This window comes from Streptomyces sp. NBC_00209 (assembly GCF_045206345.1).
GTDB lineage: Bacteria > Actinomycetota > Actinomycetes > Streptomycetales > Streptomycetaceae > Streptomyces.
This window is the reverse complement of the sequence record NZ_CP108121.1, coordinates 5197509-5218800: the sequence shown is the minus strand read 5'-3', so window position 1 is coordinate 5218800 and position 21292 is coordinate 5197509. Positions and strand designations below refer to the sequence as shown.

Annotated in this window: 19 protein-coding genes; 7 read left to right on the top strand and 12 right to left on the bottom strand. The window is 71.6% G+C overall.

Features of this window, described 5'->3' with window-relative positions:
- Positions 1-237 precede the first annotated feature (237 nt).
- Together OG867_RS23735 and OG867_RS23730 are read left to right on the top strand one after the other, a co-directional pair.
- A complete protein-coding gene (locus OG867_RS23735) occupies positions 238-1308 on the top strand; it encodes a LacI family DNA-binding transcriptional regulator (protein WP_406288250.1) in 1071 nt (356 codons plus the stop codon).
- A 163-nt stretch (positions 1309-1471) separates the two neighbouring features.
- Positions 1472-2380: a phosphatase PAP2 family protein gene (locus tag OG867_RS23730; protein ID WP_406291144.1), complete on the top strand. Its 909-nt coding sequence runs from the start codon at positions 1472-1474 to the stop codon at positions 2378-2380.
- 91 nt (positions 2381-2471) lie between these two features.
- Here OG867_RS23730 and OG867_RS23725 read toward each other — a convergent pair whose 3' ends face one another.
- The 5 genes from OG867_RS23725 to OG867_RS23705 form a co-directional block, all read right to left on the bottom strand.
- Positions 2472-5462: a bifunctional [glutamine synthetase] adenylyltransferase/[glutamine synthetase]-adenylyl-L-tyrosine phosphorylase gene (locus OG867_RS23725; protein ID WP_406288247.1), complete on the bottom strand. Its 2991-nt coding sequence runs from the start codon at positions 5460-5462 to the stop codon at positions 2472-2474.
- A 100-nt stretch (positions 5463-5562) separates the two neighbouring features.
- A complete protein-coding gene (locus OG867_RS23720; protein ID WP_406288244.1) occupies positions 5563-6348 on the bottom strand; it encodes a putative protein N(5)-glutamine methyltransferase in 786 nt (261 codons plus the stop codon).
- A 153-nt stretch (positions 6349-6501) separates the two neighbouring features.
- Positions 6502-6738, bottom strand: coding sequence for a hypothetical protein (locus tag OG867_RS23715; RefSeq protein ID WP_406288242.1), 237 nt, complete (start codon positions 6736-6738; stop codon positions 6502-6504).
- 53 nt (positions 6739-6791) lie between these two features.
- On the bottom strand, positions 6792-7145 hold the full coding sequence (locus tag OG867_RS23710) for a hypothetical protein (protein WP_406288240.1): 354 nt from the start codon (positions 7143-7145) through the stop codon (positions 6792-6794).
- Positions 7146-7155: 10 nt separating this feature from the next.
- Entirely contained in the window at positions 7156-10698 is a 3543-nt protein-coding gene (locus tag OG867_RS23705; RefSeq protein ID WP_406288238.1) for a protein kinase domain-containing protein, read from the bottom strand.
- Positions 10699-10868: 170 nt separating this feature from the next.
- Here OG867_RS23705 and OG867_RS23700 point away from each other — a divergent pair, with 170 nt between their 5' ends.
- The gene (locus OG867_RS23700; RefSeq protein WP_406288236.1) at positions 10869-11294 is read left to right on the top strand and encodes a contact-dependent growth inhibition system immunity protein; all 426 of its coding nucleotides are present in this window, start codon (positions 10869-10871) and stop codon (positions 11292-11294) included.
- 16 nt (positions 11295-11310) lie between these two features.
- On the opposite strand, the gene OG867_RS23695 is transcribed toward OG867_RS23700, so the two are convergent.
- The 3 genes from OG867_RS23695 to OG867_RS23685 all read right to left on the bottom strand — a co-directional run bounded on the left by OG867_RS23695 (position 11311) and on the right by OG867_RS23685 (position 13119).
- Positions 11311-12054 (bottom strand): alpha/beta hydrolase, encoded by a 744-nt coding sequence (locus OG867_RS23695; RefSeq protein ID WP_406288234.1) that lies wholly within the window; start codon positions 12052-12054, stop codon positions 11311-11313.
- Between the two features lie 211 nt (positions 12055-12265).
- A complete protein-coding gene (locus OG867_RS23690) occupies positions 12266-12628 on the bottom strand; it encodes a hypothetical protein (RefSeq protein ID WP_406288232.1) in 363 nt (120 codons plus the stop codon).
- A gap of 2 nt (positions 12629-12630) precedes the next feature.
- Positions 12631-13119, bottom strand: coding sequence for an NUDIX domain-containing protein (locus OG867_RS23685; protein ID WP_406291142.1), 489 nt, complete (start codon positions 13117-13119; stop codon positions 12631-12633).
- Between the two features lie 18 nt (positions 13120-13137).
- On the opposite strand from OG867_RS23685, the gene OG867_RS23680 reads away from it, so the two are divergent.
- Both OG867_RS23680 and OG867_RS23675 read left to right on the top strand, forming a co-directional pair.
- Positions 13138-13917 (top strand): GntR family transcriptional regulator, encoded by a 780-nt coding sequence (locus OG867_RS23680; RefSeq protein WP_406288230.1) that lies wholly within the window; start codon positions 13138-13140, stop codon positions 13915-13917.
- A gap of 642 nt (positions 13918-14559) precedes the next feature.
- The gene (locus OG867_RS23675) at positions 14560-14925 is read left to right on the top strand and encodes a contact-dependent growth inhibition system immunity protein (RefSeq protein ID WP_406288228.1); all 366 of its coding nucleotides are present in this window, start codon (positions 14560-14562) and stop codon (positions 14923-14925) included.
- A gap of 21 nt (positions 14926-14946) precedes the next feature.
- Here the strand turns inward: OG867_RS23675 and OG867_RS23670 are convergent, their stop codons facing one another.
- Positions 14947-15936, bottom strand: a complete 990-nt coding sequence (locus OG867_RS23670) for a CehA/McbA family metallohydrolase (RefSeq protein WP_406288226.1) — start codon at positions 15934-15936, stop codon at positions 14947-14949.
- A 94-nt stretch (positions 15937-16030) separates the two neighbouring features.
- Entirely contained in the window at positions 16031-17392 is a 1362-nt protein-coding gene (gene glnA / locus OG867_RS23665) for a type I glutamate--ammonia ligase (protein WP_328899896.1), read from the bottom strand.
- 226 nt (positions 17393-17618) lie between these two features.
- Here glnA and OG867_RS23660 point away from each other — a divergent pair, with 226 nt between their 5' ends.
- Positions 17619-18302: a DUF3105 domain-containing protein gene (locus tag OG867_RS23660; protein WP_406288224.1), complete on the top strand. Its 684-nt coding sequence runs from the start codon at positions 17619-17621 to the stop codon at positions 18300-18302.
- A 133-nt stretch (positions 18303-18435) separates the two neighbouring features.
- Positions 18436-18864 (top strand): ATP-binding protein, encoded by a 429-nt coding sequence (locus OG867_RS23655; protein WP_328899898.1) that lies wholly within the window; start codon positions 18436-18438, stop codon positions 18862-18864.
- A gap of 3 nt (positions 18865-18867) precedes the next feature.
- Here OG867_RS23655 and OG867_RS23650 read toward each other — a convergent pair whose 3' ends face one another.
- A complete protein-coding gene (locus OG867_RS23650; protein WP_406288221.1) occupies positions 18868-20763 on the bottom strand; it encodes a hypothetical protein in 1896 nt (631 codons plus the stop codon).
- Positions 20764-20890: 127 nt separating this feature from the next.
- Entirely contained in the window at positions 20891-21244 is a 354-nt protein-coding gene (locus OG867_RS23645) for a PRC-barrel domain-containing protein (RefSeq protein ID WP_406288219.1), read from the bottom strand.
- Positions 21245-21292: the final 48 nt, after the last annotated feature.

Sequence of the window (21292 nt, the reverse complement as noted above, 5' to 3'; positions counted from 1 at the left end):
AAGGTTGCCGTCAAGCCACTTGACGAAACTCCCCGATCCCTGCCACAGCGGGCCTACCAGCCCCGATTCCGCAGTGCGACGATCTGACCGCAGCCGGCAAACCAGGATCGCAAGACCTTGCAAGATGTTGCCGCCGGGAGTGGCGGGGCGCCGCTCCCGGCGCCCCGGGACGGCCGGTCCCGCCCGATTCCTGTGCATGGTGGGCAATCCGACCCGCTCCCGGTACAGTCCAATGCCATGACCGCACGGCTTGCCGATATCGCAATTCAGGCGGGGGTCAGCGAAGCGACGGTCAGCCGTGTACTGAACGGCAAGCCCGGGGTAGCCGCTGCCACCCGCGAATCCGTCCTCGCGGCGCTCGACGTACTCGGCTACGAACGGCCCGTACGGCTGCGCAGGCGCAGCGCGGGGCTCGTCGGCCTGATCACGCCCGAGCTGGAGAACCCGATCTTCCCGGCTCTCGCCCAGGTCATCGGGCAGGCGCTGACCCGGCAGGGCTACACCCCGGTCCTCGCGACCCAGACCCCGGGCGGCTCCACCGAGGACGAGCTGACCGAGATGCTGGTCGACCGGGGCGTCTCCGGGATCATCTTCGTCTCCGGGCTGCACGCCGACACCTCCGCCGACATGGGGCGCTACGAGCAACTGCGCGCCCAGGGCGTCCCCTTCGTCCTGGTCAACGGCTTCTCGCCCAAGGTGCAGGCACCTTTCATCTCGCCGGACGACCGGGCAGCGATGCGGCTGGCGGTGACGCATCTGGTGTCGCTCGGCCACACCCGGATCGGGCTCGCGGTCGGCCCGAAGCGCTTCGTGCCGGTGCTCCGCAAGATCGAGGGCTTCCACGCCACGATGCGCGAGCAGTTGAACCTGACGGCGGACGGGGTCGAGGAGCTGATCCAGCACTCCCTCTACACGCTGGAGGGCGGCCAGGCCGCCGCGTCCGCGCTGATGGAGCGGGGCTGCACGGCGGTGGTGTGCGCGAGCGACATGATGGCGCTCGGCGCGATCAGGGCCGCCCGCCGGCTCTCCCGCGAGGTCCCGCGCGAGCTGTCGGTCGTGGGCTATGACGACTCGCCGCTCATAGCGTTCACCGATCCGCCGCTGACCACGATCCGCCAGCCGGTGACGGCGATGGGCCAGGCCGCGGTGCGCACGCTCCTGGAGGAGATCGGCGGCACGCCCGCCCCGCACAGCGAGTTCGTCTTCATGCCGGAGCTGGTCGTACGCGGCTCCACCGCGGCGGGCCCCGGCCAGGACACGGCCGCCCCTGCCCCGGCGGCTCTTCCAGGATCGCACGCGGGGGCGTAACCAGCCCGTCGCGCACACCTGGGCACTCCGCGCCGGACGTGCAACTCGCGCTCCGCCGGAGGATCATCGGGCAGAGAAGGCAAATCTGGCAGACTCTGTGCCTATGGGTGAATTGAGCGTGAAACGACAGGAAGGCCGCACGGAGGCCACCCCGTCACCCATCGTGAACGAGGCGGCTCCCGAGGCGAACACGAAGCAGTCCGGTCGCACACACGGGCTCGGCAGAGCGCTCGACAGACCACTCGATCACGTCGCGTCCCGGCTGCGTTCCCCACGGTCGCCCCGGCGGCCCCGGCTCTGGTTCGAAATCCTGCTCGTCGCGATGAGTTACTGGGTGTACTCGCTGGTGCGCAACGCGGTCCCGGAGCAGAAGGCCGCCGCGCTCGCCAACGCGGACTGGCTGTGGTCGGTCGAACGCTTCCTCGGCATCGCGGTCGAGCAGTCCGTCAACCACGCGGTCAACTCGGTGACATGGCTCATCGTCTCGATGAACTACTACTACGCGACGCTGCACTTCATCGTCACGATCAGTGTGCTCGTATGGTTGTTCCGCCGGCATCCGGGCCGTTACGCGGCAGCCAGGCTGGCCCTGTTCGCGACCACGGCGGTCGCGCTGCTCGGCTACTACCTGTACCCGTTGGCCCCGCCCCGCCTGATGAACGGCAGCCACTTCATCGACACGGTCCTGGTCCACCAGACCTGGGGTTCGATGGCGTCGGGCAACTTCAAGAACATGTCGAACCAGTACGCGGCGATGCCGTCGATGCACATCGGCTGGTCCCTCTGGTGCGGCCTCACCGTCTTCGCCCTGGCCTCGGCCCCCTGGGCCCGCATCCTGGGCCTGCTGTACCCCACGGTCACCCTGATGGTGATCGTCTCCACGGCGAACCACTTCTGGCTGGACGCGGTGGGGGGTGTGGCGTGCCTGGCGTTCGGTTACGCGGTGTCGTACGCGTGGTACGGGTCGCTACCGCACCGGCTGCCCAGGTGCATCCCGCGCAAGTCGGACCGCCCTCGCCTCAGCGCGCTGGGGGCGCAGCCCCACCGCGAGCCTGCGGCGACCCGCCGCTGACCCCGGGCCGGGCAGCGGCCACATCAAGCCCCTCCGGCGATTGAGGAGCGGGGTGTGAGCGGCGCCCCACGAGACCCCCGGAGGGCCCCGCTCAGCCCCCGTAGAACCGCTCCTCGACAACCCCCCGCGCCCGCCGCGTCACCCGACGGTAGTCGTCCAGCATGTCCCCGACGTGCCCCTCCTCGTACCCCAGGTACCGCCCCACCGCGGTGAGCTCGCGCGGGACCGAGGGGAAGGTGTCGCCGGGGCGGCCCCGTACGAGCATCACCGCGTTGCGGACCCGGGTCGCGAGGACCCACGCCTCGTCCAGGGTCTGGGCGTCCTCCTCGGAGATCAGGTCCGCCGCGCGCGCCGCGGCCAGCGCGGCGCGGGTGCGGGTGGTGCGCAGGCCGGGGACCTCGTGGCCGTGGCGCATCTGCATCAGCTGGACCGTCCACTCGACGTCGCTCAGCCCGCCGCGCCCCAGCTTCGTATGCAGCGTCGGGTCCGCCCCGCGCGGCAGCCGCTCCGACTCCATCCGGGCCTTGAGCCGCCGGATCTCGCGGACCGCGTCGTCGCCGAGCCCGTCCGCCGGATACCGCAGGCGGTCGATCAGCTTCACGAACTCCGCGCCCAGGTCCAGGTCCCCGGCCATCGGCTCGGCGCGCAGCAGGGCCTGGCTCTCCCAGCCCAGGGACCAGCGCCGGTAGTACGCGTCGTACGACTTCAGGGTGCGCACGAGGGGCCCGTTCTTGCCCTCGGGGCGCAGGTCCGGGTCGATGAGGAGCGGCGGGTCCGCGGTGGGCAGCTGGAGGAGGCGCCGCACCTCGGCGACGACGCGGTTCGCCGCCCGGCCCGCCTCCTGCTCGTCCACACCCGCGCGCGGCTCATGGACGAAGAGGACGTCCGCGTCGGAGCCGTATCCCAGCTCGTGCCCGCCGAACCGCCCCATGCCGATGACGGCGAACCGGGTCGGCAGGATGTCGCCCCACTCCGCGCGGACGGCGGCGCGCAGCGCACCGGCGATGGTGACGGCGTTCAGGTCCGTGACGGCGCTGCCGACCCGGTCCACGAGGGCCCCGGGGTCGGGCTCGGCGGGGCTGTCCTCCGTACCGTACGAGCCGATGAGGTCGGCGGCCGTGGTGCGGAAGAGCTCGCGCCTGCGCACCCCGCGCACCACCGCGACGGCCGTCTCCGCGTCGTCCGCGCGGCCGACGGCGGCCAGCACCTCCTGCTCCAGGTGCTCCCGGCTGCGCGGGGCGAGGCCGTGCGGGTCGCCGAGGATGGAGACGGCCTCGGGGGCGCGCAGCAGCAGGTCCGGGGCGAGCCGTCCGGCCGACAGGACCCGGGCGAGGTTCTCGGCGGCGGCCCCCTCGTCGCGCAGGAGCCGCAGATACCAGGGGGTCTTGCCGAGCGCGTCGGACACCTTGCGGAAGCCGAGGAGCCCGGCGTCCGGGTCGGCGGAGTCCGCGAACCAGCCGAGGAGCACGGGCAGCAGGGTGCGCTGGATGGCGGCCTTGCGGGAGACCCCGGACGACAGCGCCTCCAGGTGGCGGAGGGCGGCGGCCGGGTCCTCGTAACCGAGGGCGACGAGCCGCGCGGTGGCGGCCTTGGTGCTGAGCCGGGACTCGCCGGGCGCGAGCTGCGCGACGGCGTCGAGCAGCGGCCGGTAGAACAGCTTCTCGTGCAGCCGCCGCACCACGGACGCGTGCCGCCGCCACGCCTGGTTCAGCTCGGCGATGGGGTCGGTGCGCAGCCCGAGGGAGCGGCCGAGGCGCCGCAGGTCGGGCTCCTCGTCGGGGACGAGGTGGGTGCGGCGCAGCCGGTAGAGCTGGATGCGGTGTTCCATGGCGCGCAGGAAGCGGTAGGCGTCGTCCAGCTGTACGGCGTCGACGCGCCCCACGTAACCGCCCTCGGCGAGCGCCCCCAGCGCCTCCAGGGTCGATCCGCTGCGCAGGGCGGGGTCGCTGCGGCCGTGCACGAGCTGGAGGAGCTGGACGGCGAACTCGACGTCCCGCAGCCCGCCGGGGCCGAGCTTCAGCTCCCGGTCGACGCGGTCGACGGGGATGGTGTCCACGACGCGGCGGCGCATCTTCTGGACGTCGGGGACGAAGTTCTCCCGGTCCGCGACCTGCCAGACGAGCGGCGAGACGGCCTCGACGTACTCCTCGCCGAGCGCCCGGTCCCCGGCCACGGGCCGGGCCTTCAGCAGTGCCTGGAACTCCCAGGTCTTGGCCCAGCGCTGGTAGTACGCGAGGTGCGAGGAGAGCGTGCGGACGAGGGGGCCGTTGCGGCCCTCCGGGCGGAGGTTGGCGTCGACGGGCCAGATGGTCCCCTCGACGGTGGTGTCGGAGCAGATCCGCATGAGGTGCGAGGCGAGCCGGGTCGCGGCCTGCATGGCCTTGTTCTCCTCGGCGCCGTCGGCGGGCTCGGCGACGAAGATGACGTCCACGTCGGACACGTAGTTCAGCTCGTGGCCGCCGCACTTGCCCATCGCGATGACCGCGAGCCTGCACTGCGCGGCGTCGCCGGGGGCGGCGGCCGAGGCGATACGGAGGCCGGCGCGCAGGGTCGCGGTGGCGAGGTCGGCCAGCTCGGCGGCGGTCTCGGCGACGTCGGTGGTGCCGCAGACGTCCCGGGCGGCGATGGACAGCAGGCAGCGCCGGTAGCCGACGCGCAGGGCGTCCGGCCCGGCCGCCCCGGCGAGCTCCTGCTCGAACTCGGCGATCCCGGGGTGCAGGTCGGCGGCCTCGTACGTGACGAGGGCCTGCCAGTCGCGCGGGTGCCTGCCCAGGTGGTCGCCGAGCGCCTCGGACGCGCCGAGCACCCCGAGCAGCCGGTCCCGCAGGGGCTTGGCCGTGACGAGGGTGTCCAGCAGGATCTGCCGCTCCCCCGCCTCCTCCGCCTCGACCAGCCGGACGAGGCCGCGCAGCGCGAGGTCGGGGTCGGCGGTGGCCCCGAGCGCGTCGAGGAGCACCGAGTCGGTGCGTACGGACGAGAAGTCCGGCAGGTCGAGCAGCCGCTCGGCGGCGGACGGGTCGGTGAAACCGTGCCGCAGCAGTCGGGTGAACGTACTGCTTCTGCGCCCCGGCACCATGGTCATCCCACGCTCTCCCGCTCGCCGCCCGATCAGCTCCCAGCCTTCGGAGTTTAGGCGGTACGGGCGCGGGGCGCGGGAAGCGGCCGGGGTACGGCCCCCGGCGTCACGGCCGCGACGCCGTCACGACGGTCGCGTACCGCTCCTCACAGGAGTCGACGCGCGTCACGAGCCCGCTGTCCGCCAGGACCCCCGCGGCGGTGTCCGCCTGCCGCTCGCTGGTCTCGACCAGGAGGCTGCCGCCCGGGGCGAGCCAGCGGGGCGCCTCCGCGGCGACCCGGCGCAGGACGTCGAGGCCGTCGCCGCCGCCGTCGAGCGCGACGAGCGGTTCGTGGACGCGGGCCTCGGCGGGGAGGAGGGCGACGTCGCCGGTCGGTACGTACGGCACGTTGGCGAGGAGTACGTCGACGCGCCCGCGCAGGGCGCCGGGCAGGGGCGCGAAGAGGTCGCCCTCGTGGACACGCCCCCGGTCCCCGATGTTGCGCCGGGCGCAGCGTACGGCGGCGGGCTCGACGTCGGCGGCGTGGAGCTCGACCCGGTCCAGGGCGGCGGCGAGCGCGGCGCCGAGCGCGCCGGAGCCGCAGCACAGGTCGACCACGACGGCCGGGTCCGGGGCCAGGGCGACGGCCCGGTCGATCAGGAACTCGGTGCGGCGGCGGGGGACGAAGACGCCGGGATCGACGGTGATCCGCAGCCCGGCGAACTCGGCCCAGCCGAGGACGTGTTCCAGGGGGTGCCCGGCGGCGCGCCGTGCGGCCATGGCGGCGACTTCGGCGGGATCGGCGGCGGTGGCGGCGATGAGCCCGGCCTCGTCCTCGGCGAAGACGCATCCGGCGGCGCGGAGGGTGGCGGTGAGTGAGGAGAGGTCGGACGGTGACAGCGGAACGGGCATGGTGCGGAGCCTTTCGGAGGAACGCCGAGGGGTGCTCCGCGGCAGGCCCTAAGTCCGGTCGGCCACGCGTTCACGGGAGGGGAGCACCCGGGTCGATACAGCGGTAATGGGTCCCACCTCCTTGGTCATGTCCCTGTGCGGGAATGCGAAAGACTACCTCAGGTTTCGGCCCTGCCTGGGCCGGTAGTCGTTGCCCCCGTTGACGAAGCTGTTGTGGACGGCCACCGAGGTGTGGGCGGCGCGGATGTTGCGTATCTCCGCGCTGTGGTGCCGCTCGATCTCCTGGCCCTCGAAGGTGTGCGTACGCCGCCGGTGCCGCAGGTGCACCTTCACGATCAGAAACACGATGGCGCTCAGGAGCAGCCCGAACACAATGAGAACCGCATACATGGTGTACCTCCCCCGTTCCCCCTGGTTCCGCCCATTGTCGGGCAGGAGCGCCCTCAGCGGAACTCGTGGGTCACCTGGATCTCACCCACGATGTGCGCGTTGAACTCTTCCAACTCCTCCGCTGGGACCCACAGTTCGAGGATCGTCCGGCCACCGGCCCGCTGCACCGGGTACCGGCTCAGGAACTCCGTGTCGACCTCGAAGCGGGTCACGTATCCGACGCCGCTGTGCTTGACGTTCCAGTCCCTCGCGATCCGGATCGCGTAGTCCTCGTTGAGGACCGGGTAGAAGATCGGCTGCTCGGGGAGACGAGGGGGCCAGGCACGCCAGTTCAGGTCGCGTACCAGGTCCAGTTCCTCGGGGCCTGTGGGCCGCCACAGGGTGGTTGTCGCTCGTCGGCCGGTCATGGGCGGGACCTTACCGGCCGGGAGGAGTGTCGGCCGGGGCGTCCGGGACCTCCAGCTCCCAGTCCAGCTGCCACACCCGCAGGACACCGTCCATGCTGCGGACCACCGCGAGCCGGGCGTCCGGGGTCATCGCCAGATCCGCCACGGTCGAGGTCCCGGCGTGGGCGTCCAAGGCCCGCAGCCGGCGGCCGGTCCGCACGTCCCAGGCCAGCGCCTGCGAGGCGAAGCCGCCGGAGAGGGCGAAGTCGCCGTCGTCGGTGACGGCGAGGCGCCGGCAGGCGTTGGGCCCGCCGAACTCCCGGACCGCCGTTCCGGTGTCGACGTCCCAGACCCGCACGGTGTCGACATCCACGCCCATGCCCCCTGCGACGAGCAGGCGCCGCCCCCCTTCCGTGAAGCACAGTTGAGCCGGCTGCCAGTGCTGGACGGACCGCTGGGCCCGTGGATCGGTCACTCTGTGCAGGACCGTGCCGTCCGCGGCGAGCAGGTCGACCCCGGCGCGGCCGGCGACCGCGAGGGTGCGGCCGTCGGGCGCGGCGGCGACGATCTTCCGCCCGCGCCGGTCTCCCGGTGTCTCCGTCGTCCGCTCGATCCGGTCGTCGTGCGGATTCCACCACAGCACGGCGTCCCGCGTGCCGACGAGCGTGCGGTGGCCGCCGGGCAGAAAGCAGACGGAGACGGGCCGTTCCTCGCCGGACGGAACGCGCTCGCCGAACGTCAGCGTGCGCAGGCACTCCCCCGTCTCCGTCCGCCACAGGCGCACCGTCCCCGCGCTGTCGGCGGTCAGCAGCCGACTGCGGTCCTCGCTGAGGCGAACGTCGAGCACATGTCGCGTGTGGCCGGTGAACTCCCGTATCAGAGAACCGGTTTCGACGTCCCACAGCCGAGCCGTCTCGTCCCAGCTGCCCGTGGCGGCCAGCCGCCCGTCGGCGGACAGGGCCACGGACCCGCTCTTCGCGCCGGGATGGGTGAACTCCCTTACGGGCCAGGCCGCCCGCAGGCGGGTGCGGCGGGTGTGCCGGGCGAGTTCCCCCCAGGCGGCCATCACCCGGGGCGCCCGCTCGTACCCCGTCGTCGCCCGCACCGCTTCGAGATGGGCGAGGGCGAGGTGGTAGCGGCCGGCCATCCGCGCCTCCTCGGCATCCGTCAGCAGGGTGTCCGCCCGGGTCCCGAGCCGGCTCACCTCCACGGGCCGGCGCGGCTCGCTCAAGCGGGGCGGGCTGACGTAGCCGCCCGGCAGCGACCAGGCGCGGACCGTCCGGTCGGCCGAGGCGGACACCAGGGTCCGGCCGCCGTCGGTGAAGGCGACCGTGCCGACCTCGCGTTCGTATCCCCGATAGGTACGCAGACAGCGGCCCGTCTCCGTCTCCCACAGCCGGACACCGGTGTACGCGTGTCCGGACGAGGCCAGGAGCCGGCCGTCCGGCGAGAGGACGGCGACGGTGGTCCCCGGAGCGCCGGTGAACGTCCGCAGACGGCGTCCGGTGTCCAGGTCCCACAGCATCAGCGTGTCGAAGGTGCTCGTCACCGCCCGCCGGCCGTCGGCCGACACACACAGCACACCCGGCATGACTCCGTGCCCGGTCAGCGCGTGCAGTCGCCTTCCCGAGGGCACGTCCCGGACGAGGGCGGCGAAGTCTCTCCGCTCCTCGGGTACGGAGAAGGCGTCCCTCTCCCGGGGAGTGACGATCACCCGGTTCCCGTCCGGCGTCACCACCACTCCCACGCCCTCCAGATGGCCGGGAAGGGTCGCCCGCAACCCGCCGCCGCGCGTCTCCCACACCCGGACCGTGCCGTGCCGGTCCACGGCGACGGCGGTGCGTCCGTCCGGGGTGAGGCGGACGGAGTGCCGCTCGGGGTCCCGCGGCACCCGTGGGGGCCGCGCCGTGTCCAGGGGCCTCGGCTCGCCCCGGTGCAGCGGGGTGCCGATGACCGGGCGGGCCAGGAAGCCCTTGGACAGGTTCCAGTAGCGGACCGCCCCGTCGGCGCCCTGCGACAGGGCGTGCCGGCCGTCCGGGGTGAGGTCGACGGCCTCCACCTCGCGGCGGTGTCCCCTGAGCGTCTTCACGCACCGTTCGTTCCGTACGTCCCAGAGGCGCAGCGCACCGTCCGGGCAGCCGGTGAGGGCGAGCCGGGCGTCATGGGCGAGTGCCGTGGGCAGGGATTCCTGCCGCCAGCTCTTCGGGGGCAGGCCCGCGAGTGTGTCCAGCAGGCGGACCGGCACAGGCAGGTGCCGGACCTCGCCCGGTCCGGCGTGCGCGACGGCTCCGGACCGGGCGGCGTCGAGCGCGGACGCGGCCTCCCGGTCGTCCGGCCGCTCCCGGACCAGGTCCTCCAGCAGCGCGCGGGCCTCGGGGAGGGCGCCGCGCTCCAGCTGGACCTGGGCGAGGAGACGGCGGGCCTCCGCCGGGTCTTCGGCGTCCTGCCGGACGCGTTCGATGCGGGTGAGCACGCCCTCGTCGGTGCGCCGGCCGCGCCGCCAGCGCAGCAGCTCGTCGTTGTAGAGGGCGGGCACATGCCGGGGGTCGGCGTCCAGGGCGGCCACGAACGCCTCGGCCGCCTCGTCCTCGCGGCCCAGGTCGAGCAGTGACAGCGCGCGGTTGTTCAGCTCGTCGGCCCGCAGCTCCGCCGCCTCGGGCAGGGCACGCGGGTACGGGGAGCCGGTCCACGACTCGTAGATGTCGCTGAGCACGTCCGCGATGTCCGCCATGGACGGCGGCCGCCCCGAGGCGTGCGGGCGCAGGCAGTGCCGGAGGAGATGGGCGAGTTCCGGCGGAGCGGCGACGCGATTCGAGGCATCGGTCAGGAAGTCGTCCAGGGCGAAGCCCGCGATCGAGCCGAACTGCCAGCGCACACCGCCGGTGACCATCTCCAGGATCGAGACCCCGAAGCTGTGGACATCGCTGCGCCGCCCCACCGCCCGCCCGGAGAGCTGTTCCGGGGAGGCGTACGCGAGGGTCATCCCGCCGGTCGGGACCAGGACGCTGCCCTCGGGCTCCCAGCCGAGCACGGGTCTGCCTCCCGTGGGCACGGCGTGCTTGGAACGGGCGAGACCGAAATCGGTGATCTTCGCGGTGCCGGTCCGGTCGAGGAGGACGTTGGCCGGCTTCACGTCCTGGTGGACCAGACCCGCGCGGTGGGCGTGGTCGAGGCCCCGCGCCATCTGGACGGCGATGTCGAGCACCCGGCCGAGGGCCTCGTCGGCGCCTCCCGCGTAGAGGCGGCCGTCGCGTATCCATGCGGCGAGGCTGCCCCCGTCGACGTACTCCGCGAACACCCGTGGCACCCCGTCGATCAGGCGCACGTAGTGGCAGGCGCAGACGTTCGGGTGCAGTCCGAGGGACACCCAGGTCTCGGCCTCCCGGACGAACAGCTCCTCGTCCCCCTGATCCCGGACTACCTCCGGCCGCGGGCTCTTCACCGCCATGTCGATGCCCCACGCAAGGTGCCGGACCCGGTGGACGACCCCCATGCCGCCGCGCCCCAGCTCCCCGAGCACCCGGTACCGCCCGTCGACGGTCGCACCGAGATCCCACGCTTCCGGTGTACTCATCCGATCCCCCCGGGTCCGGCCACTCCGCTGCACACGTCAGCATCGGCCTCCCGCCGCCACTCCGGCAAGGCGCGCCCCGGTCCGCGACGTACCCGGGCGTCGGCTCCCCGGCACTTCCCGACTGCCCGTCACCGGCCCGCACGCATACGGCGAGGCCGACAATGAACGCCATGAACCCTCTGCTGCACCTCGACCGCACGCTCGATGAGCTGGACCCGCCCCGTTGGCCGGATCCGCCCGCCGACGCGACTCGCCTGGTGCGGACGGTGCATGCGCTGCGACGCGTACCGCTGCGCGAACTGAGGGCGGCTGACCTGCGGACACTCGTCTCGCAGGGGGTGGCGTTGCCCTACGTCGTCCCGCTCGCCGTGCGCCTGTTGGTGGAGGAGCCCTTGCTCGACGCCTCCTTCTACGAGGGCGACCTGCTGCTCGCCACCGTGAACGTGCCCGCGACGGTGTGGACCCTGCTGCCGGAGCTCGCGGAGGAGCTGCGTGCAGTCGTCTCGGCCCTGCCGAAGTCGGCGCACGCCGATCTCCCCCGCGGTGCCGCAGGAGAGATCGGCCGCTTCATCGCCAGGCGTCAGCGGAACTCCTGAACCACCTGGATGCGCGTCAGCCGAGGTGCCGGGCGAAGAAGCGGACCGCGCTCTCCGCCTCGAAGCGGGGCAGTTCCTTGTGCTTCCCCGAGTTCACGTGCAGGGACTTCTCCGTCGAGGCGAAGGCGTCGAAAAGGGCGAGGCCCTCCTCGCGGGAGATGTGCTCGTCGTCCCACTGCAGGTCGAACTCGACCGGGACGGTGACCCGCTCCGCGTGACCGGCCAGCGCGTCGGGCCAGTGCTGGCCGAAGACCGCGGCTGTGATCCGGGGCTCGGCGGCCACGAACGGCACGCCGATCGCGGTGCCCATGTTGATGCCCCAGAAGCCGACCGGGCCGTCCGGGCCGATCTCCGGAAGCTGCTGGAGGGCGTCCAGCAGCGCGCGGTACTCGGGCACGGCGAGCTCGGCCAGGTAGTCGTTGTAGCGGACGACGATCGGCCCCTCCGGCTCGCCTGCCGCCCTGGCCGCGAACAGCGCGGCGACCTCCCGCTCGTCGTGCTCGGTGCGCTCCCGGTCGCCGTGCCCGGGCGCGTCGAGAACGGCCACGTGATACCCGCAGCCGTGCACCAGGTACCTGGCCCGGCCCGACATCGCCGGGTGCTTCTTGTGGCTCCCGCCCCCGTGGGCCTGGAGGACCAGCGGCGCGCGGTCAGCGCCGGACTGCGGGGACCAGAGGACCCCGGGGACACCGTTGACGGTGAAGTCGCGCTCGACGATGCCGTCAGTGGTGGACTCGGCGGTGAAGAGAAGAGTGTTCATGGCGGTTGCCCTTCGAGAGTGCCTGCGAGGAAGGCGCTCCCGGCGAGACCTGGATCAGCCGCCGGCCGCAACGGAGAGGGGGAGCACCCACGTACGTACAACGTTCACGGGTCTCACCTCCTGGCCTGGTGTCACGGTCGACCGAAAAGCTATCAGTCCCCTGATCGCCCCTCCATCTCTTTTCCCTCACGCGCTCGAAGGCATCCAGCACTCACCGCACGGCCTCAATGGCCTCGAAGATGTCGGCATCGGTCTCCCGCTGCCACTCCGGCAAGTCATCCCAGTCCGCGACGTATCCGGGCTTCGGCTCCTCGAAGTGCTTGTACATCTGGGCCGTCCAGCACAGGGCGACGAACCGCCCCTTCTGCTCCCGCGAAAGCCGCGCCGCGTGCCCGCCACTCACCTCAACGAACTGCCGCACCTGCGCGCACACCGCCCCGGCCGCCTCCCGCTCCCACTGCGGAGTCTCCTCCCACGGCGTGACGTACCCGGCCTTCGGCTCCCCGGGAAAGTGCCGCCGCACACCGGCGATCCAACTCTCCCGAAACAACCGCGCACCTTCGGTCTGCGACATGACTACCCCTTCTTCGCGATGTGTTCGGCACGCTGAGCAAACGCCCTGCCGTCGTGCGTGCGTACCTGCGGCGCACCGTCGAGCAGGGCATCGGCGACGCGGACCGCGTAGACCTCGGCCATCCGTGCCCCGACCTCGGCCGGGGTCAGCCACTCGACTGCGGTTGATTCGGCGGACAGTTGCTCGCAGCCTCCCTCGGTCCGGCAGCGGAAGACCAGGGCGACGATGCCTCGCGACGTGTTCTTGTACACCCCGGTCAGCCGCTCGACCCGCACCTTGAGACCGGTCTCCTCGTAGACCTCCCGCCAGACGCCGTCCTCCGGCGCCTCGGCCAGTTCGAGCACACCCCCGGGAGGCTCCCAGGTCCCGTTGTCGGCCCGCCTGATCGCGAGTACGCGCCCGTCCTCCCGGACGACGACTCCGGCCACGGACACGGAGTGAAGCGGCGTTGACGGCTTCTCCTGACGGATGTTACTCATGTACATGAGAATAGGAGACTCAGAAGGACCATGACGGGCAGCGACGTAACCTCTTCGGCCAAAGCGAAGTACCTCCAGATCGCCGACGACCTCACGGCACAGATCCGGTCCGGCATACTGGCGGCCGGGGACCCTGTGCCGAGCGAAACAACCCTCATGGAGCGCTACGGAGTCGCCTCGGGAACCGTACGCAAAGCGGTCGCGGAACTGCGGGCCACGCAACTGATCGAGACCCACCACGGGCGCGGCTCGTTCGTCCGCTCCCGGCCGCCCGTGCAGCGCAAGTCCTCCGACCGGTTCCGCCGCATACACCGGACGGCCGGCAAGGCCGCTTACCTGGCGGAAGCGGAACAGTCCGGCGGCAAGCCCTCTGTGACCGTGCTCTTCATCGGCCCGACCGAGGCGCCGGAGGAGATCGCAGAACGCCTGGGCCTGAGCATCGGGTCCCAAGTCCTCGCACGCAAGCGCCGGTACTTCCGCGAGGGCGTTGCGACCGAGGAGGCCACCTCCTACCTGCCCTGGGACATCGCGAGGGACATCCCAGAGCTGTTCGCCGAGAACCCGGGTGGGGGCGGGATCTACGCACGCCTCGAAGAGCACGGCCACACCCTCGCGGAGTTCAGCGAAACAGTCCGCGCCCGCCTCGCCACCAAGCCCGAGGCATCCGCACTGTCACTCAGCCCGGGGTCCCCGGTCATCCACCTTGTACGCAATGCCGGAACGACGTCCGGCCGGGTCGTGGAGGTGTGCGACACGATCATGGCCGCCGACCAGTTCGTCCTGGAGTACCGCTTTGCCGCAGAGGACTGAGGGGACGTCAGCCCGACCCCCGCCAGGGTGCGTTGCCGCGAAGGCGGCCGCTTGACTCCTCTACAGAAGTCGGGCAATCTCATCGACGTAACTCATGTACATGAGTGCATGAGATTGACTCTTACGCATGAGGTGCTCATGTCGTCGTTCAAGGTTGCTGCTAGGTGTATGACGCTGCGGGTGTCACGCGACTCGGGCCGGACGTGGGGCCCCACCACGGTGGTGCAGGCGCCGGATGCCCCGGCGCTCCCCGACCTGGGCGGATACCCGCCGTGCGGCTGCCCGCGATGCACGGAGCGGCACTCGCTCGCATCCAGCAGGGCGGTGTCGTGATGCGGTGCACGCTCTGGCGTCGGCTGCCGCTGCCCCTCGCAGACGAGGCGCGTCATACCGCAGCCTCAGGGTGCGTTGACGCGGCCGCACAGTGCCAACTCCCCCACCACACCGTGGGCCCGCACTACGCGCTCCTTGACGAGGCCGGCACAGCTACCGCCCTCTGGCTCCGGTGGCAGGACGCCGGGGTCGAGCTCAGCGTCCTCCCCGACTGCCCGTCCACCAGCCCTGGGCAGGACGGCGACGCCTGTTGCCTGTTCACCGGCCACGACGGGCGGCATACGTGGGCCGAGACCGACGATGAATGCCATGGCCCTTCTGCTGCACCTCGACCGCGCGCTCGATGAGCTGCATCCGACGCGCTGCCCCAAGCCAGCCGCCGACGCGACCCACCTGGTGCGGATGGTGCACGCACTGCGACGGATACCGCTGCGGGTGGCGGACCTGCGGACGCTCGTCCCGCAGGCGGTGGCGTACGGCGTCCCGTTCGCATGGAGCCTGTTGGTGAAGGAACCGCTGCTCGACGCCTACTTCTACGAGGGCGACCTGCTGCCGCCCACTCAACGTCAAAGCTATCGACCTGCCCGAGGCCATTCGCAGCGCCACGGAGCGGCGTACCGGTCACATGCTCCGTCGGCGCCACGTTACGACTTGGACGGGGCCCGCCGGCTATGACCCTCGTGATGTGGCGCCTCGTCAGTCCAGGATGATCGGATTGGTGAGTGCGGCGACGTGTCCGTCGGGGTGGCGGACCTCGATGCGGACGAATGCCGACTGCTCCGCTGTCGTGGTCCACCGCACCGTTCCCGCGCCGTCACCGGGCAGCGATGCCTGGTGGACCTTGCCCCGGTCGGTGTGGAAGCCGACGGTCCCCGCCGGGACGCCTCGTACGGCCGCGCGGACCTCCGTCTGCCCGCCACCAGTCGCGAGGCGTTCTCCCAGTCCGGCGACGCGGTCATCGGCGTGGGCGGTGAACGACCCTTCCACGTCAGCCGATTCGGCTATCCAGCTGCGGCCCGCGCGGATTCCGGCCAGGACGGCCGCCGTGCTCAGTTCCTCGGCGAGGACCACGGTGTGAGGGATGCCGATCTGCCCCTCCAGGTGGGTGTCGCTGTTGCCCATCGCCGGTCGCCACGAACCCGTACGGACATCCGCTGCCAGGGACCGCGCCCACTCGGCCAGGGCCGCCTCGTTGTCGGCGTTCCAGGGGCGGTCCGACGTCCACAGGCCGTTCCAGACCTCCACCACGTCGAAGCCGGGGAACGGGAACATGAAGTCGCCCGACGGGTACGGCGCATGCGGGTGCGCGACCACGCATACGCCCCCTGCTCGATGGACCTGGTCCAGGCACGGGCCCAGTAGTCCGTCGCCCGCCTGGTGGTTCCAGTCGACGACCTCGCCCGGGGCGAGACCCAGGGCGAGCCAGTGCCCGGTCTTCGTGGTGACCTCCTCGCCCAGCAGGATCAAGAAGTCGTCGTCGGCCAGATGTCCCCAGGCGCCCGGCTTCGCAGCCGCGTTGTGCTCCGTCGTCGCGATGAAGTCGAGCCTCATGGCGCGCGCCCGGGCGGCCAGCTCTTTCGGGGTGAGCTCACCGTCCGAATGGACGGAGTGGACGTGACAGTCGCCTCGGTACCAGGCCGCCCCACGCCCCGCCGCCCGCGCCGGCGGAAAATCCGAACTCGACATGCGTCTCCTCCGACGGTCGGCGACCCCACACGCGGGCGGGGCACCTCGGTTGTGCCACTGCCCCGCCCGCGTCGCGCTCTTCAAGCCACCGCGCCTACAACACCGGCAGCAGCGCCTTCAGCTCGAAGGCCGTGACCTCGCTGCGGTATTCCTCCCACTCGCGCTTCTTGTTGCGGAGGAAGAAGTCGAAGACGTGTTCGCCGAGCGTTTCCGCGACCAGTTCGCTCTTCTCCATCAGGGAGATCGCCTCGCCCAGGTTCTGCGGGAGCGGTTCGATGCCCATCGCGCGGCGTTCCGCGTCGGAGAGGGCCCAGACGTCGTCGTCGGCGCCGGCCGGGAGTTCGTAGCCCTCCTCGATGCCCTTGAGGCCGGCGGCGAGGAGGACCGCGTACGTCAGGTACGGGTTGGCTCCGGAGTCGATGGAGCGGACCTCGACGCGGGCCGAGCCGGTCTTGCCGGGCTTGTACATCGGGACGCGGATCAGCGCGGAGCGGTTGTTGTGGCCCCAGCAGATGTACGAGGGGGCCTCGCCGCCGGCGCCCGCGGCGCGGGAGGAGCCGCCCCAGATGCGCTTGTAGGAGTTGACCCACTGGTTGGTGACGGCGGAGATCTCCGCGGCGTGGCGCAGCAGGCCCGCGATGAAGGAGCGGCCGACCTTGGACAGCTGGTACTCCGCGCCGGACTCGTAGAACGCGTTGCGGTCGCCCTCGAAGAGGGAGAGGTGGGTGTGCATGCCCGAGCCGGGGTACTCCGAGAACGGCTTCGGCATGAACGTCGCCTGCACGCCCTGCTCCAGCGCCACCTGCTTCATGACCAGGCGGAACGTCATGATGTTGTCGGCCGTCGACAGCGCGTCCGCGTACCGCAGGTCGATCTCCTGCTGGCCCGGCGCGCCCTCGTGGTGGCTGAACTCGACCGAGATGCCCATGGATTCGAGCATCGTGATCGCCTGGCGGCGGAAGTCCATGCCGACGTTCTGCGGGGTGTGGTCGAAGTAGCCGGAGCTGTCGGCCGGGGTGGGCCGGGTGCCGTCGACCGGCTTGTCCTTCAGGAGGTAGAACTCGATCTCCGGGTGCGTGTAGAAGGTGAAGCCCAGGTCCGAGGTCTTGGCCAGGATGCGCTTGAGTACGAAGCGCGGGTCCGCGAAGGACGGCGAGCCGTCCGGCATGAGGATGTCGCAGAACATCCGGGCCGTGCCCGGCGCCTCCGCGCGCCACGGCAGGATCTGGAACGTCCCCGGGTCCGGCTTGGCGATCATGTCCGATTCGTAGACCCGCGCGAAGCCCTCGATCGCGGAGCCGTCGAAGCCGATGCCCTCGTCAAACGCCTGCTCCAGCTCGGCCGGGGCGACCGCCACGGACTTCAGATATCCGAGGACATCGGTGAACCACAGCCGTACGAACCGGATGTCGCGCTCCTCAAGGGTCCTGAGGACGAATTCCTGCTGCTTGTCCATAGCCACATCCTTGCAGTTCAGACGGTCTGTGCTCCACCTCCCGGGGCTGGGGAGAGACTCCAGTATCACGACCCCGGATTTCCCCCAGATTACGCACCCGACGTGACATGAAGCACTCGGCCACCCACTACGATCGGCGCCCGTGGTGTGGACGGGCGGGAACCGCCCGTCGCCCACCCGGAGCCGCCCGGTCCCCGTCCCCCTTCGCAGAAGGACCACACACGACATGAGCTACGACCGCAGGGCCCGCATAGAGCAGATGCGCGACGCCGACCGTGCACGGGACCGGCGCAACCGGATCCTGGCCGTGAGCCTCAGCGCCGTCGTCGTCGCGGGGCTCGTCGCCTTCGGTTCGTACACGATCCTCAACAAGTCGGACTCCGACAGTCCGGACAGTTCGATGACCGCCGACGGGAAGGGCGGTACGCCCTCCGCCGGGGAGACCGACGAGAACCTGGCCACCGGGCCGATCAAGGGCGAGAAGTCCTGGGACGCGAAGAAGCTCGGCCGCAACCATGTGACCGACGCCGTCGACTACCCCATGAAGCCCCCGGTCGGCGGGGACCACGACCCGGTCTGGATGAACTGCGACGGCGAGGTCTACGAGAAGGCCATTCCCGACGTGAACGCCGTGCACGCCCTGGAGCACGGTTCGGTCTGGGTGACGTACACCGACGACGCCCCCGCCGCCGACGTCCAGAAGCTCGCCGGCCGGGTCTCCAAGACGCCGTACTCGCTCATGAGCCCCTACAAGGACCAGGCCGGGGCCATCATGCTGAGCGCCTGGGGCAAGCAGGTCACCGTCGACGGGGCGGACGACCCGCGCGTGGCGCAGTTCTTCGCGCATTACGTGCAGGGCCCGCAGACCCCCGAGCCGGGCGCCGCCTGCACGGGCGGTCTCGCCGGCTGACGGCTGCTTGGAACCGGCGCGCCGGGGTAGTGGGCCAGAGGCTGCGAGAGGCGGCCGACCGGACGGGGGAAGCATGGAACAGCAAGTGGCTCACAACGACGTCGCACCGCGCCCGCGGAGCGGGACGGACCTCATGCGCGGAAGCGCCGCGTACGAGATGACGTCCGGCGAGATCGCTCGCGTCCGGGAATTCGTGCGGGACTTCCTTCACCGGGGCCGGGTGCTGCGCGCCTGGGAGGTGTCCGACCGGGCCGTCGACGTCGCCCAGCTGGTGGCCAGCGAACTGGCCACCAACGTCTGCAAGTACGCGCCGGGGCCCTGCCTCCTGGACCTCGAATCCGACGGCGGGACACTGAACATCGCCATGTGGGACTCCGGCGACGCGTTCCCCACCGCCTCCCCCTCCGATCCCACGCGCATCGGCAGCCACGGCCTGGAACTGGTCCTCCTGGTCTGCCAGAGCTTCGAGATGCGCCGCGAGCCGGTCGGCAAGCGGCTGAGCGTCGGGGTCGCCCTTCAGGACACCCCCGACCGGAGCCCGCACGGCCGGACCACCTGGTAGCCCTCAGGCCGTTCCGGGTGGCTTGAGCACCTGGCCCGTGCGCGTGCGGGCCTCCACGGCGGTGCTCGTGGGGTTCCGCACGGCGAGGGTGGTCCCGGAAGCGGTCTTCCCCGCTGCGGTCAGCCGCGTGACACCGCGCGATCCGGCGGCGAGCAGATTGCGGTTCCCGTCCTTGTCGCGGTAGATCACCGATGCCACGAGGTGCTGTCCGTAGCGGGAGCAGGCCGCGGTGTCGCGCTCGGCCCCCGCGGCGAGCAGCCCGCGGCCGGCATCGGGCCGCATCCCGACGACGACCTGGCCCGGGCCCTGCCAGGTGTCGGCCCGCATGCAGCTCCATGTGCCGCTGCCGCCACCGGGCAGTCGCTGGCCGGCGAAGTCCCAGGTGTTCACGGCGCGCACCCCGGCCTCCAGCCCCGGCAGCGTGCAGGAGGTCCTGGACCACGCCACAAGAGCGTCCGGGCCGGTGGCTTCGACCGGGCGGGCGGCGGCACGGGGCGTCTTCCCGTGCCCCGGCAGGGGCTGGTAGGTGAGATGCGCCGGGAACATCCCGCCCAGGTCGGTGAGCAGGAAGCGGTGGTTCTCCACGATCCTGGACGACGAGCGGAGCTGCAGGGCGGGCCATGCGCCGCAGCCCTTGTCCGGGGGGAGGGGGACGGACCGGGTCACTCCCCCGTCCACCCGCAGCGGCTCGGGGAAGCGATCGGGCGCGCGCAGATCGCGGAGGCCGGACTCGGAGATCCACGGAGCGAGCAGATAGCGTGCCGAGGAGGGCCCTCGTACGAGTACGAGCGCCGAGGCGTCGGTGACGCCGGAGTCGTCCGCGCGAGCGATGTCCAGTGCCGCTCCGCCGGCACCGCCCCGTGCGGGCTCGGTGTAGCGGACGGTGCGCCGGCCGTCGTGGAACAGGACGACCCGGTGTCCCTCCAGCTCCCCCGCGTAGAGCAGCTGGGGCGAGCGGGCCGGCCCTTCATCCGTCGTGCCCGGAGCGACCGAGCGACGCACGGACGGGGAGGGGTGGTTCCACACCCGCAGGGCCCGTGAGAGCAGCCCCTCGTCGCCTGCCAGGTTTCCCCGGGCGGGCCATGCCGTGAGATCGACGCGGGAGGTGTCCGCCCAGGTCTCCGGGTCGGTACGGACCAGATGACGGGGATCGAGTGCGGTGGAAGCGGCCTGCGGCCCGGCCACCGGGCCGGCGGGGGCGGTGGCCGGGCGCATCAGCTGCGCCGTCAGCGCGACGCATCCGGCAAGCGCGGCGAGGGTGCCCGCGGCTGCCGCCAGGCGGTGGTTGCGGCGCCGGCGCAGAAGATCGTCCGGGGTCGTCTGCACCACGCAGGGGTCGAACTCGGTCGAGGTGAGCGCGCGCTCGCCGGCGCCTCCCAGCCGCTCGCGCAGCGCGGACGCGCTGCGCACGGCCTCCGGATCGTCCGTCACCCGGGCGGCCTCGGCCTCGGGCAGCCCTTCCAGGACGAGCAGTGCGTAGGCCGCCCGCGCGGGCGGGGTCATCGCCGACAGGCTGCGGTCCAGTTCGAGTTCGGCCACCCCGCCGGCGCGCGGGAAGAGGCGGAGACCGACGACGGCCGGCACGCCGTGCAGGGTGCCGGCTGCGAGTGCCGCGCGGACGATACGGGTGCGCAGCCAGGTGTAGACGTCCCCGTCGGGCTCCACGCGGACCGTCCGGGCCAGGCGGGGCAGCGCTCGTTGCACGACGCGGTGCGCGTCCAGGACGCGGCGGTGGCGGCCCCGGTCGCCCGGGAGGGTGAGATAGGCGAGGCGTACCAGCCGCGCATAGTGCTCGACGAGCACCGCTTCGACCCGTTCAAGGGGTATGCGGTCCTCCGAAGGCGTCGGTCCGCGTCGGTCGGAGGCACGCGGCAGAACCGGCTCATCTCGCTCGCTCATACCTCACTGAACGAGCCCGGCCGCCGCCGGACACGCGCACCGAACGGGATCGAACGGGTGAGCATCCTATGCGCGAAGGGCCCCAGGATCTCCTCCTGGGGCCCTTCCACCGCGCTACGGCACCGGGTCACGGGCGCCGGTGGCTCTGGTAGTAGCCGCCGATCTGCTCGTGGTAGCCGGAGTCGCCGATGTGCTTGTCCTTGTCGAACTCCGGGGAGTCCTTGATCTGGTCCTTGGTGAGGTCGACGAAGATCTTCTTCTCATCGGCGTCGATACCGCTCACCGTTCCGGCGGGCAGCAGGACGTGCTTGCCGAAGATCCACACCCCGGTGTCGACGACTAGGTAGGCGGAGCCCACTTCGTCCGAGTGCTTGTCGACCTTGCCGATGCTCCCGTCCGTGGCCTCGACCTTGTATCCGGTCAGGTCGGCACCGGCGATGTAACCGGAAGTCGGCTCGTAACCCCACATGTTGTCATTCATGAAAAAACCTCCCCATAAGAATTTCCGTCATTCCCTCTCGGCCCACCG